This window comes from Actinosynnema sp. NPDC023794 (assembly GCF_040639675.1).
GTDB classification, from domain to species: domain Bacteria; phylum Actinomycetota; class Actinomycetes; order Mycobacteriales; family Pseudonocardiaceae; genus Actinosynnema; species Actinosynnema luteola.
Genome location: NZ_JBFAFR010000069.1, coordinates 1 through 13,008 on the forward strand (window position 1 = coordinate 1; position 13,008 = coordinate 13,008).

Below are 13,008 nucleotides of genomic sequence, written 5' to 3' on the forward strand. Positions count from 1 at the left end.
CCGTCACGCTGGCGGGGTGAACCCGCGACTGTCCACAACGGTCTCCGGCCGCTACCTGTCGTTCGTCGAGCGCGAGAACATCGCGCTGTTGCGTGAGGACGAGGATGGCCGCGATGATCGCGGTGGCTCGGCGTGGGCAGCAGCGCAGCTTGGCCAGTACTTTCCAGCCCTTGAGCAGCGATACGGCGCGTTCGCCGAGGGCGCGGATGGGGGGTGAGGCTCCCGGTAAGACAGCAGTCGACCAAGATCCGATGCCCCAACCGGGAGCCTCGACGTGCTGTCTTACCCTGCCGCGATTCCGCTGTCCAACCACACCCTCGTCCGCCTGGCCGATCTCATCCGCGCGGAGCGGGCGCGGCGTGGCACGAGCTGGCACCTCGGAATGGAAACAGCGGTACAGAAGGTGCACGGCGGCGTCACCGCTGACACCGGCGGTACCACCGTCGGCAACCTGCACGTCCACCCGGCGCCGCCCCGACAGCCTGTACCCAAGCCACAACAGCTCGGGCCTCGACCGGCGGGTTCGTCGGCCGCCACGATAGACCTGGCTGGTCCAGACCTGGGCCTACCACAACCCGCACCGCTTCCCCGACGGCCAACTGGCCACCGACCTGCGCGGCTTCAGCCCTGGCCAACCCCGCCCGCCGGTCGACGTGCTGGGCGACTGTCTCGCTGCCCTCGGCGTCGATCACGACCACCCGCATCGCGCTCTACCTCACCCAGACAGCTGGCAAACGCCTGCTCAACCGCAGGATCTCGACGCGTCGGTCCCGGTGGCGACGGCTCGATCCCGGTCGCCAGGCACTGCTGGTACTCGCCCACCTGCGCAACGGCGATACCCACGCCCGCCTCGCTGTCGGGTTCGGCATCTCCCGCAGCACCGCCTGGCGCTACGTCCGTGAAGCGGTGGACCTGCTCGCCGGCCTGGCCGACGACCTCCACGCCGCCGGTGAACGCGCCGCCCGCCTGGCCTACGCGATCCTGGACGGCACCCTGGTCCCGATCGACCGCGTCGCCGACCAGAAGCCGTACTACTCGGGCAAACACCATCGCCATGGTGTCAACGTCCAGATCCTCGCCGACCCGGCGGGCCGACTGGTGTGGGCTTCGCCGGCTCTGCCCGGCGCCGTCCACGACCTGACCGCGGCCCCGGTGTTGTGGGCGGGGTGGGGCGCCGACGCGGTGTCCCCGTTGTCCGTGTCGGCCAACGTGGGTGATCCGGCCCGTCCGTCGGCGGTGTGCCGATGGTGGGGTGGTCGAACATCCTTCTGTCGCAAGAATGATGATCAACCACCGACTGCTTCCGTGATCAACCGGGGTACCTGTCACCACACGGGACCCAAAGACAAGCTAAGGACGGGGCGCTGTTCGGTGTTGGGCTGCCGGTGGCTGAGCAGGGTTCGCGTGCGCAGCAAGGTAAAGCCCGCTCGCCCACAGGTTCTGCCGCTTTGAGCAGCTTGATCTTGTTGACGACTCCGCGGTGGGGTCGTTGCGGGTGGGGCAGGGTTGGTCCGGCGGTCTGGGGCTTGCCCACGAGAGTTCACACGATGGGGTGGTCCGGGTCATCGGAGGGTTGTCGCCGGGTCTGGATTCGGCTGGGCTGTGCAGGTGGCCAGTTATCTACTCGGCAACGACCTGGCTCAGGCCGATGCGCGCTTCGACGCTCTGGCTCGGACTTATGATGTGGCCAGTAAACGCGTTCTGACGGCGACAGAGGTCGGTCCCGGATGGCGTTGTTGGGAGGTCGGTGGAGGCGACGGGCGAATCGGCGCGTGGTTGGCTGAACGGGTGGGCACGGGTGGATCCGTTCTGGTCACCGATATCGATCCGTGTTGGCCGCGCGACATCGAGGATCTGCCGAACGTCGTGTCGCGGCGGCACGATGTCGTGCGCGATGACCTGCCGGATGGCGAGTTCGACCTGATTCATGCCCGGCTGGTGCTGCTCCACCTGCCGGAGCGGCACCTGGTCCTGGATCGGCTGATCGGGTGCCTGGCGCCCGGCGGGCACCTCGTGATCGAGGACTTCGACTGTGAACGTGCGCCGGTGCTGGCCGCGCCGAGCGGGTCGGCCCCCGTGTTCGACGCGGTCATCGGGGCATTCCACGGGCTGTTGCGCGAGCAGGGCGCCGACCCGGCGTGGGGGCGATCGCTCGCGACGGCGCTGGGCGACCACGGCCTGTCCCGGATCGTCACGGACATCTACTCGGTGACCTGGACCGGGGGAAGCCCGGGGATCGACCTGCATCGGGCGAACGTGGAGCAGCTCGTCGACCAGCTGCGCGCCTCCGGCGTCAGCGGGCGGCAGTTGGTCGAGTTTCGAGCGTTGCTCGATGATCCGGCGTTCGCTGTGCGCTCCTATCCCCTGGTGAGTGCCACTGGCCGGCGGGCCTGAGCACGCCGGAACTTGAGCCTTGGGAACCGGGAGCGAGGGCCGTGTCGCATGGCGATGTCCGAGGTGCCGGGTGGCAGCGCTCGTACCGTGCGCGAGCGGGTGACCAGTCCGGACGAGCTGCGTCGAGCAGTGCCCGGAACCGCCGCCGCGGCGGTCACCAGCCTTCAGGGGAGGTCTGCCACCCGGAGGATCCTGAACAAGGTGGACGATCGCCTGCTGGTCGTCGTCGGCCCCTGTTCCCTGCACGACCGGGACAGCACCCTGGAGTATGCAGAGCGGCTCAAGGGGGTCGCCGAAAATCTATCGGATGACGTGTTCGTCATCATGCGCGCCTATGTCGAGAAACCGCGCACTTCGTTCGGCTGGCCAGGCTTGGCGCACGCCCCGGACCTGCTGGGTCCACCCGATCCTGAACGGGGTATCCGGCTCGCCAGGTCGATACTCGCGGACATCACGGGCCTGGGTCTTCCGGTGGCCGTCGAATGGCTCACGCTTTTCGGTCCGGCGTATTTCGAAGATCTCGTTTCGTGGGGCTGCATCGGCGCCCGGACCGTCGAGGACCCGACCCATCGGTCCATGGCAGGCACGCTGGCCATGCCCATCGGGATGAAGAATCGAACCGACGGCGCGATCGACGTGGCGGTGAACGCGATCCGGGTAGCCGAGCGGGAGCAGGCATTGTTGACCCTTGCGTCAGACGGTTCGGCCGCGGTCACCAGAACCGCCGGCAACCCGGACTGCCATCTCGTGCTGCGCGGCGGGTCGAGCGGACCGAACCACCACCCGTCGGCGATTCGGGGCGCGCTGCGGCTGCTCAACGCCGTCGGGCTGCCCGGACGGCTGCTCATCGACGCCAGTCACGACAACTGCGCCAAAGACCACGAACTCCAGCGGGTCGTCGCCGAGGGGGTCGGTCGACAGGTGGGGGCGGGGAACACCGCGATCCGCGGTGTGATGCTGGAGAGCTTCCTGCTGGCCGGGCGCCAGGACGTCGTGGCCGGTTTCCCGCTCGTCCGCGGCCGGAGCGTCACCGACGCGTGCATGGGCTGGCCGGCGACGGTCGAGGTGCTCACCGAACTGGCCCGCGCGGCGCGTGCCCGCCGCAGCAGGCGCATCCGCCCACCGGTCGGCCTCACCGTGCCGACGCCACCTGCCGTGGCCGGCACGCCGGCGGCCGCTGCGGTGGCGCTGGTTCGGGCAGGAATCTTCGACTCGTACGTGGTCTACGAGCGCGCCGGCGCCTGGACCGTGGCGGGAGGCAGTCAGGCGACCGTGACCCTGGACGCCAACCGCATCCGCGTGCGACACGGGGGCGACGAGTCCAGCAGGCCGTGGCGGTCACGACCGCTCGCGTGCCTGGGCGAGACGCTCGCCGAGCTGCCGATCCCGGACTGGACGGTGTACGGCTGGCTCACCTTCGAGGTGGCGCACCTGATCAACGGCCGGCGCGATCTGGCCGGCCCCGGCGACCTCGGCCACCTGATCGTGCCCCGGGCCGAGGTCCGGTTCGACAGCACCGGCACCACGGCCGTCCACGCCGACGCCCGACTGCGCGACCGGATCCGTGCCGTGCTGGCCGACGCGGCCCCCGAGCCGCCGCCCCGGCCGAGGACCATCGACCTCGATCTCACCGGCGAGTGGTACCGGCAGGCTGTCGCCTCCGCCGTGCGGGAGATCGACCGCGGCTCGTTCCGGAAGGTCGTGCTTTCGCGGAGTGTTCCGGTGGACGTCGAGGTAGACCTGCTCCGCACCTACCTCCGCGGACGGGCGGACAACACCCCGGCCCGGTCGTTCCTCCTCGACCTCGGCGGGCGCCGCGCCCTGGGCTTCTGCCCGGAGACGATCCTGGAAGCCGACCGCGACGGGACGGTGTCGACTCAGCCGCTGGCCGGAACCCGACCGTTCGGGCACGGACAGGGAGAGGATCGTCGCTTGTGCGCGGAACTCCTCGACGACCCCAAGGAGGTCTACGAGCACATCGTCTCGACCAAAGTGGCCTATGACGAACTGCGCCGGGTCTGCACACCGGGAACGGTGACGGTCACGGACCTGATGACGGTGAAGCCGCGCGGCACGGTGCAACACCTCGGATCCCGGGTCCGCGGCGAACTCGGCGCGGACCGGTCGTCCTGGGACGCCCTCGAAGCCGTCTTCCCGGCGGTCACCGGCTCCGGCATTCCCAAGGCCGCAGCCTGCGAGTACCTCTCACGGACCGAACCCGACCCCCGAGGTCTGTACGCGGGCGCGGTCCTCACGGCCACCCAGGACGGCGGACTGGACGCCGGACTCGTCCTGCGTTCCCTTTTCGAAGAAGGCGGCCGCCGGTGGCTGCGGGCGGGAGCCGGGATCGTCAGCTCGTCCGACCCGGAACGCGAATACGAGGAAACCTGCCAGAAACTGCGCAGCATCGCATCCGCGCTATCGGGCTGACGGATCGAACGTGGACGCCCTTGTCGGTGGATTTGCGTGCGATCAGCGGGGTTCACTGCCGGACGATGGAAGATCAATATCGGCGAACGCTCGACGGTGTCACTCGTCCGGGGCAAGTACCGGCTCGGGTGTAGGAACGACCTGCCCGGCGGAGCACACTGGACACATGTCTGATTTCCTGGATCGCAAGCTCGCCCGACGTTTCGCTACCTGGGACCGTGACGGGAACGGCTTTTTGGAGGAAGCCGACTTCGTCAAGGGTGCGGATCGGCTGGGTGAGGCATTCGGCCATGCCGAGGATTCACCGCAGCGCCGCCGGATGCGTGATCTGTGCTTGGACCTGTGGCAGCAGATGGCGCGTATCGCCGATTTCGATCGGAACGGTCGCATCACCCCGGAGGAGTACGGGAGGGCGTTCAGCGAACTGGTCTTGGCGAAACCGGGTGCGTTCGACGCGGCGTACACGCCGGTCATCGACGCGCTGACCGCCATGGCCGACCACGACGGCGACGGCAAACTGGACCGCCAGGAATACCGGGCGTGGTTCGTCTCCGCGTTCGGGCTCAGCGAGCACGATGCCGACACGGCCTTCGACAAAGTCGACACCGACGACGACGGGCACGTCACCCGCAGCGAGATGGTCGCCGCCATCCACGACTACTACTTCAGCGACGACCCCGAGGTTGCGGGCAACTGGCTGCTTGGCCCTCCACCCCAAATCCTGACCGACAACGGAGGTGCGGGTCTGCTTGCGTGTCGGACGCGTTCGTGAGGATCTCGTTGGCCCGCTCGAGTTCCACGTTCTCCCTGCGCAGCACGTGACGCAGGCCCAGTTGCCTGGCCGGGTGCCGGATCGCCGACCTGCGGTCCACCCCAGGTACGACGGAGCGCCCTAGCTAAGAGCCAGCGTCATCAGCTCGATGGCTGCGGCGTTTCGCGACAGACGGCGCGGCTGACGCGCGACGTACAGGTCGACCACCTCGGCCAGTTGCTTCGGCACGCGCAGCCGCGAGCGTCCGTCATCCGTTCACGGGGCGTAGGTAGCGCCAAGCCGAGAACCCATGCCCAGCATTCTGCGCCTGCGGATGTCCCTGCTGTGGACCGGTAGCCGCTAGCCGACGTGGGCCAGGCGCTGCATCAAGGACCACCGCCGCCGTGCGTCCCAACGATTCCTGGTCACCCGCCAGTCGGCCGCGGCTCTCGACCGGTGAGGCCCTCCTGGTGTGCGGCGACCGAGGTGCTCCGCGCTGCACGAACGGCGCCGACGCAGACGACCACAACCACACCGATCACGCCCTGCGCGACCGCGACGCCGTGCGCAGGGGCCGGCGGGTTGCCGCAGTCGCAACGCCACACCTCACGATCATGCTCCTGCGGTTCGCGGTGCACGATCACCGCAGATCAGCCGCCCAGCGCAGAGTTCTGACACCCCGCAGGTCCGCGCTGCGGATGTAGTCCCACACCTCCTGAACCCCCTCGACCAGACCTCGGGCCCGTGGCGAGTGCTCGTCGAGCCCGAACTCCCGCGCCACTCCGCGGGCCGGCGGCGTGACGTCCTTGCTGATCCCGCCGTCACCATCCCAATCGAAGGGCCGCGATCACCCGGTCGATGTTGTCGGGCAGAACCCGTCGCGACATACCGAACACCTTTCACCTTTGATCACATTCCCCTCGATCGAGACCCGATTTCTGCGGTTGACACACAGGGAGTAGTACTTCGGCGCTACTCATCACCGGATCGTGTTCTAGCGGGCCGGGTGCACGAGGAGTGAGCTGGTGATCACTCCCGAGTGATTGGTGGTCCCGGTGGTCGATGCAGCCGCTTTCGAGGCACTGAAGTTCCAGGGCGACCCGCTTGCCGACGCGGTCGTCGCGGACCTGGTCGCCACCGGTCGGGTCGACGTGGTCAACGAGGTGCTGGAGCACTTCCGCGCCAACGACCAGCCCATCCCCGAGCAGTTGCCCGACTCGGTGCGGGAGTTCCTGGTCGCGACCGACAACCCTCCGGAGTGGGTGGAGCCCCACCGGGTGGCGCGGGCCTACGAGTTCTTCGTCGACGACGGCGTGCACGTCGCCTCGGTGCTGACGTTCGGCGCGATGGTCAACTGCTACGCCCACGCCCGCGCGTCCCGGGCGCTCACCCTGACCCACGGCCTGAACCAGCCTCACCGGCGGCTGTCGGAGACCTCGCAGTTCGTCATGGACATGATGGGCCGTGACGCGTTCGGCTCGGGCGGGTCGTTCGTGCCCACCATCCAGAAGACGCGCCTCATCCACGCCGCCGTGCGCCACTTCCTCACCTCGTCGGGCAAGTGGGACGTCGCGGCGGACGGCGTTCCGGTGTGCCAGCAGGACATGGTGGGAGCCCTGCTCATCTTCTCCGTCCAGGTGATCGAGGGCATGCGCCGCATGGGCATCTCGGTCACCGAGCAGGAGGCGGAGGACTACTACTACGTGTGGCGTGCCGCGGGTGCCATGCTCGGCATCCCCGCCGAGGCCGTGCCGGAGTCCATCCAGGACGCCCGCGAGCTCAGTGCCGCGATGGTCGAGTCCGTCTACGGGCCGTCGTCCGAGGGCGTGGCGCTCACCCGGCACCTGCTCGACCTCTACGAGAAGCTCTTCCCCGGCAAGCTCTTCGACGGCATCGTCGCCGCCATGATCCGCCAGGTCGTCAACCCCGAGGTCGCCGACTGGATGGAAGTGCCGAAGTCCCGCGGCTGGAACGGCGTCGTGCGCGCCGGCACCCGCCTGGTCCGGGCACTGGAACGCGCCGAGGACGACAGCACCCTGGCCACCACCATCCTCGACCGCGCCGGCACCATCCTGCTCGGCGGCAGCGTCCGCAACCTCACCAACGGCCAGTCCACCACCCTCACCATCCCCAGCGACCTACGCGAGCGGTGGGAAGCCGAAGGTCGGTCCCCCGCACCCACCACGACGGAACCGACCACCACACAGCGCTGACCGGCAAACCCGCCACCCTTCGCACGGTCCGGCCTCTTGGCACTCCAGCAGGTCTCGTCAGACACGACCGCCAACTCACCGCGGAGGAATCCGATCATGGCTCATCCGGACGAGTTGGCGGCGCTGGACCTGTACCCGGTCTGGACGACGGCGCAAGACTTGGAGGGAACGTTCGACCCGTTCTCCTTCGACCAGCGGATGGCCGCCTACCGGGTGATGATCGACAACACCAACGCGGACGGCCGGTTCGGCGCCGACAACCGGCACAACCCGCTGTGGGGCCTGATGTTCCAGCACCAGTGGCAATTCCGCACCGACCGGCTCGGCACCGGCGCCCGACGGGACGGGCGGATCGACCCGGACTCGCCCTGGGGCTACGGCAACTACACGCTCAACGTCATCCCGTGGCTGGCGGCCGGCGCCGCCGGGGTGGTGCCGGCCCTACCGGTCGCCGACCCACCGACCCGCTCCCGGTTCCGGTACGTGACGGACGGGGTCGTACCGGAAGAGCTCGCCCCGGCGGTGACGGACTGGCGAGCCTACTTCTCCCTGGTGAGCGGGAGTGACCTGACGGACCTCGAACCGGCGCGCCTTGCCCTATGGAAGGCGCACAAGACGTGTCTGGACGTGGTGGTCGACGTGCTCGCCGACGTCGACACCGAACCCTGGCCCGACCAGGAGGTCACCTTCCTGCGCGGTTGGTGCCGGATGGTCGACTACCTGTGGGCGGCAGCCTGGCCCACCGACTTCGCCTTCATGACCGCCCACGGCCTCGACGTGCTGCCCGAAACGCTGCTCGCCACGCCCGGGGACCTGGACGCGCTGCCGGCCAAGGCCCGCGGCAACGTCGTCAACGTCCTCCGCCTCGCGACCACCCCGAAGTGGCGCTACGACCTCAACCTCCTGCTGTGGAAACGGATCATGCGCACCCGTGAAGCCCGTGACCGGGTGCTGCCGCTGCTCGACGCGGTGTTCAACCCCGGTCCGGACAACGCCGCCGAGCGCCGCCAACTGCTCCGCTACCTACTACGCCCCTGACCTCGAACCGTCCCTGCCGGAGCTTGGAGAAAGTCCCGCACCGCGGACCCCGGCGCCGGAGATCAGGCCGCCTTCAGGCATCCGACGGCAGTGCAGGGCAGTGCGTGCTGTCGGTGGACACCGGCGTTCGAGTGACTCGTCGGCGAACCGCCGGCTCATCACGCCATCAGCATCGGGACGAGTTCCGCGATGATCAGGTCGCGGACGGGCCACCAGGCGTCGGTGAGTTCGTGACATGGCGGTGGACCCGATCGAACCGGGGGTCGCCGATGGTCATCGATGACGTTCCCCGGCGGCTCGCCACACCGGCTGCCGTTGGCATCATTGCAACTTCCCGGGATGACCGCACCTGGAATCACCGCGACTACGACACCCTGTATCCAATCTCCATCGAACCCGCCTTCACGCCAGCACTGACGGAGATGGAGCCGCCGGCAAGGGTGAAAGCCCACCTGTGGACCCGGGCCGCACGCCCAGGAGAGAAATCTCACGCCCGCCTCCATGTACTCCTGGTCATCGAACACGCCAGCCGTCGGATCAGACACCCGCGATTCCTGATCCGCGACCGGGACGACAAGTTCCCGGTTCTGCTCGGTGCCGCGGATGAACGTGATCATGGAACGTTGGATCCGCAGCTGAGTTCACCACCCTGCCCAAGCTCGACAAAGGACACTCACGGGTCGCAGCGATGTTCGGGAACACGTCCGGGTGAACCTCTGTGCACCGGGTTTCCGCACTCTCCGGTGGGGCAACTCGACGCACACTTGTCCACTCCCTGAAGGAGCCGCCAGGTGCTGCTGCCATCCCTCGCCGACGTTCTCCCCCGCTCCCTCGCCACGTTGTTCGGAGTGAGCACCGGCCTCGTGGTCGCCGTGCTTTAGTACGCAGACCGCGGCTACCAGGGGTTCACGAATTCCACGATCCGCAGCGGCTCACCACCCACGGGCCCGAGTACCCCGACCTGCAGGACGTCCTGCGTGGCCGTGAACTGTGCGCTGGGACGACGCGGCAGGTCGGTTCCGCTGTCTCCGCCCGATCCCGCGGCACACGGGTGGCCCGGTTCCTCGACGTGGGCCTGCCGGGCAAAGCCGGGCAGCAGGGGTCCCTGCATCCCAGTGCCTTCGGCCAGCAGGTTGAAGGCACTGGCCGGCGCTGCTCCACCAAAGCCCCGCAGGCCACTACGTCCGCACGGCCGACCCCACACCGACCGGACCGGCACGACCGTGACCTGATCTGAACGCAGTAAACACCCACCACCCCCTCATCAACGAAGGAGGGTCATGACCCGCCAACTCGACTCGACCTCCCCGATGGACGCGCTGGACCCCGACGACCTGGTCCGGCTCGCACGCATCCCGGACGAGGAGCAACGCGCGGTCGCGTTCCGCGAACTGCTGCGGCGCCACGGCCGGTCCGAGGAGATCATCGACCTGTCGATCGCGGAGAACGCCCTGGTCTACCCGCTGCTCAAGGAACGGGTGCTCGACGCCCTCCCGCACCCGCTGCCTGAGAAGGCCACCCGCTACATCTCACCCCACGACACCGAGCGGCTGGCCACGGCCATGGCCGGCCACTTCGCGGCGTCGTTCGGCGCACCCGTCGACCCCCGGCACGTCTACGCCACCGCAGGCGTGTCCTCCGCCCTGGAGATCATCGCCCTGGCCCTGCAAAGCCCTACACCCGACACCGCAGTACCCGCGCCGCGCAGCGACACGGGCCCCGTGCCCCGCGGGAGCCACGTGCTCATCCCCGCTCCCTACTGGCAGGGCTTCAACTGGGCCCTCGGGGAAGTGCCCGCCCTCAACTGCGAGCCGGTGCCGACCTACAAGAAGGGCGCCACACCGAAGGACGACAGGTTCGAGCTCACCGTGGCCGACCTGGAGAAGGCCTACCTGGCCTGCCCGCAGCCGCCGCGAATGCTCGTGCTCACCAACCCGCACAACCCCCTGGGCGGCAACTACAGCCCGGACCTGCTGAACAAGGTCTACGACTGGGCGCTGGCCAAGACACCGGCGATGCACATCGTCTCCGACGAGATGTACCGCCATTCACAGCTGCCCCACACCGCCGAACCCTTCGTCAGCGCGCTGGAACTGGCGGACAGGCACAAGGCCGTGGACCGCGTGCACGTGGTCTGGGGCTTCGCCAAGGACTTCGGCCTCTCCGGCTTCCGCGCGGGCTTCATCATCTCCCGATCACCCAACGTGCGCCAGGTCATGACCGACGCCGACGACCCGCTCGAGCGCAAGCGCCCGCTGTCGTGGTTCAGCCAGTTCGACTCGCTCAAGCACTTCTACCTCGCCCCCATCGCCAACCTGAGCACCGCTGCGTGGAAAGACCTCATGACGGAGTACTCCGGCAACCTCCAGGTCACCTTCCGCGCCGTGTGCGAGACCCTGGACCGGAACGGCATCCGGTACCACCGCCCGCACGGCACGAACAGCGCCCAGTTCTTCTGGCTCGACCTGCGCGAATTCCTGCCCGCCGCCCCGCAGGTCCACGGTCACGAGGCCCACCTGTTCACCACCGCCCCCGGCACCCCGGTGGACCCGGAACAGAACCTCGCCGCCCACCTTCTGGCCGAGGCCCACGTCAAACTGCTCACCGGGTCGACCATGTACCAACTGGAACCACAGGGCTTCTACCGCCTCTGCTTCACCGCCGCCCCACCAGCCAAGGTCCTGGAAGCCGTAGAACGCCTCTGCGCCACGCTGCGGAAACTCGTCCCGAACCAGCCCTAGTTGTTGCGGTCATGACGTTGGTGACGGTGGGGCGGGTCTGAACGGGCGGACGGGTCTTTCCGGTCGGCAGGATGAGAAGTGCGACCCACTCGTCCGCCGACCGGAAAGACCCGTCCGTGCTCCACCGTAACGCCCCGCTGTCCGTCGAAGGCCCAACAGCGGCTACACGACCGTGACACGTTCCCTCGCATGATCTGCAAGAGCATCGAATCCTCGCGACGACCGGCCGACACCGCCGGGCATCGAACGCACGACCTCCCAGCCAAGCGGCAACAGCCGCCTGATCATCCGCCACGAACGACGCACCCTTAATTCAAGTCGGATTTTTCCGGGCACTTCTTTCAGGCGCGCAGCATTTCCCTAGGCCGGCCGGAAGGTGCACGTCATCGCCGACCGGCACCCGGTACACCGCAGCAAGGCCGTCCGCGCCTGGCTGCAGTGACCTCATTATGCGGCGGCGAGACAGGCCCGCAGTTCAAAGCGCTCGACGCCGGTGCGTCGGCTCCAGCGAGTCTGGTAACGGACAGCATGAACACCAGTGTCGACACAAGCGGGCATGGTTACGACCACGCTGCCGTCTACTACCGTTCCTACGACGAACTGCCGGCCGTGGTGGCGCCCTTCGTCCGCGCCGGCGTGGATGCCGGTGAGCCGACCGTGGTGTCGCTGGCGCGGGATAAGTCCGACCTGGTCCACGCCGCGCTGCTAACGCCTCGAGGGTCGACAAGGTCGGCCAGCATCAGCGCCCCATATGTAATGAGCCCCGGCGCCTCATTTCTAGGAGCGCTATTCAGAAGTGGGTTCACCAGCCGAGGCGGTAGAACTCCAGGCAGGCCACGATGCGGATGATGGTGGGCAGCTCGTTCAGGCGTGCGCGGTAGCCGGTGGCGAGGATCTTCCAGTCCTTGAGGTGGGCGATGGCGTGTTCGACGGCCCATCTGATCCGGCTGACGCTGGTGTTCCAGGTCTTGTCCTCGGGCGTGTGGGTCTTGTGGCCTGGGCGTTTGCGTCGGGGGCGGATGGTCGGGGTGCCCTGGTAGCCCGGGTCGGCGGCGACCTCGTTGTGTTGGAGCAGCTCGTCGAGGCCGGTGAGGGTGTAGGCGGTCTTGTCGTGGGTGCGGACCTCGACCGGGTGGGTGACGGCGAGCAGGGTGCCGTCGAGGGTGGCCAGGACCTGCTCGATGCGGGCGACCGACTCCCGGATCCGGTCGTGGTCGAGTCCGGTCGTAGACTGGTAGCGCAACGGCTCCGCTCCTGGTCAGACGTCTTCTGTGAGAGGAAAACGATCTTAACCAGGCGGAGTCGTTGCGCTACCCACCCATGATCAAGAGTTCTGAATAACGCTCTAGGACACGCGCGCCGTACGCTGTTGTCGCGCACCGCGTTGGAGCGCATCGGGTTCCTGCGGCGTGGTCGCCGCTACGCGACCGTGTTGGTCGAC

General features: G+C 68.2%; 8 protein-coding genes and 3 pseudogenes. 8 read left to right on the forward strand and 3 right to left on the reverse strand.

Annotated features, from left to right (window positions below; all coding sequences use genetic code 11):
* Positions 1 to 94 precede the first annotated feature (94 nt).
* Positions 95 to 208: pseudogene (locus tag AB0H12_RS44440) on the reverse strand (IS5/IS1182 family transposase); the annotation flags it as partial.
* Positions 209 to 274: 66 nt separating this feature from the next.
* On the opposite strand from AB0H12_RS44440, the pseudogene AB0H12_RS44445 reads away from it, so the two are divergent.
* The 7 genes and pseudogenes from AB0H12_RS44445 to AB0H12_RS44475 all read left to right on the forward strand — a co-directional run.
* Positions 275 to 373, forward strand: a pseudogene (locus tag AB0H12_RS44445) (IS5/IS1182 family transposase); the annotation flags it as partial.
* A 329-nt stretch (positions 374 to 702) separates the two neighbouring features.
* Positions 703 to 1,149: pseudogene (locus AB0H12_RS44450) on the forward strand (transposase family protein); the annotation flags it as partial.
* Between the two features lie 459 nt (positions 1,150 to 1,608).
* A complete protein-coding gene (locus AB0H12_RS44455; RefSeq protein ID WP_499632613.1) occupies positions 1,609 to 2,394 on the forward strand; it encodes a class I SAM-dependent methyltransferase in 786 nt (261 codons plus the stop codon).
* Positions 2,395 to 2,442: 48 nt separating this feature from the next.
* Complete coding sequence (locus AB0H12_RS44460) at positions 2,443 to 4,824, forward strand: salicylate synthase (protein ID WP_499632616.1); 2,382 nt, start codon at positions 2,443 to 2,445, stop codon at positions 4,822 to 4,824.
* A gap of 166 nt (positions 4,825 to 4,990) precedes the next feature.
* Positions 4,991 to 5,596 carry an EF-hand domain-containing protein gene (locus AB0H12_RS44465; RefSeq protein ID WP_499632619.1) on the forward strand — a complete coding sequence of 202 codons (606 nt, stop codon included), beginning with the start codon at positions 4,991 to 4,993 and terminating at the stop codon, positions 5,594 to 5,596.
* Positions 5,597 to 6,630: 1,034 nt separating this feature from the next.
* Entirely contained in the window at positions 6,631 to 7,788 is a 1,158-nt protein-coding gene (locus tag AB0H12_RS44470) for an oxygenase MpaB family protein (RefSeq protein WP_499632622.1), read from the forward strand.
* 96 nt (positions 7,789 to 7,884) lie between these two features.
* Positions 7,885 to 8,826, forward strand: a complete 942-nt coding sequence (locus AB0H12_RS44475; protein WP_499632626.1) for a Leg1-related protein — start codon at positions 7,885 to 7,887, stop codon at positions 8,824 to 8,826.
* A 158-nt stretch (positions 8,827 to 8,984) separates the two neighbouring features.
* Here the strand turns inward: AB0H12_RS44475 and AB0H12_RS44480 are convergent, their stop codons facing one another.
* Complete coding sequence (locus AB0H12_RS44480; protein WP_499632628.1) at positions 8,985 to 9,443, reverse strand: hypothetical protein; 459 nt, start codon at positions 9,441 to 9,443, stop codon at positions 8,985 to 8,987.
* Positions 9,444 to 10,106: 663 nt separating this feature from the next.
* On the opposite strand from AB0H12_RS44480, the gene AB0H12_RS44485 reads away from it, so the two are divergent.
* Positions 10,107 to 11,567 (forward strand): aminotransferase class I/II-fold pyridoxal phosphate-dependent enzyme, encoded by a 1,461-nt coding sequence (locus AB0H12_RS44485; protein WP_499632631.1) that lies wholly within the window; start codon positions 10,107 to 10,109, stop codon positions 11,565 to 11,567.
* 802 nt (positions 11,568 to 12,369) lie between these two features.
* Here the strand turns inward: AB0H12_RS44485 and AB0H12_RS44490 are convergent.
* Entirely contained in the window at positions 12,370 to 12,810 is a 441-nt protein-coding gene (locus AB0H12_RS44490) for a transposase family protein (protein WP_499632634.1), read from the reverse strand.
* Between the last annotated feature and the right edge of the window lie 198 nt (positions 12,811 to 13,008).

Bases quoted from the DNA above. Each gene is read 5' to 3' on its own strand.
- AB0H12_RS44475 (WP_499632626.1), top strand. From the start codon at position 7,885: ATGGCTCATCCGGACGAGTTGGCGGCGCTGGACCTGTACCCGGTCTGG.
- AB0H12_RS44460 (WP_499632616.1), top strand. From the start codon at position 2,443: ATGGCGATGTCCGAGGTGCCGGGTGGCAGCGCTCGTACCGTGCGCGAG.
- AB0H12_RS44485 (WP_499632631.1), top strand. From the start codon at position 10,107: ATGACCCGCCAACTCGACTCGACCTCCCCGATGGACGCGCTGGACCCC.
- AB0H12_RS44465 (WP_499632619.1), top strand. From the start codon at position 4,991: ATGTCTGATTTCCTGGATCGCAAGCTCGCCCGACGTTTCGCTACCTGG.
- AB0H12_RS44480 (WP_499632628.1), bottom strand. From the start codon at position 9,443: ATGATCACGTTCATCCGCGGCACCGAGCAGAACCGGGAACTTGTCGTC.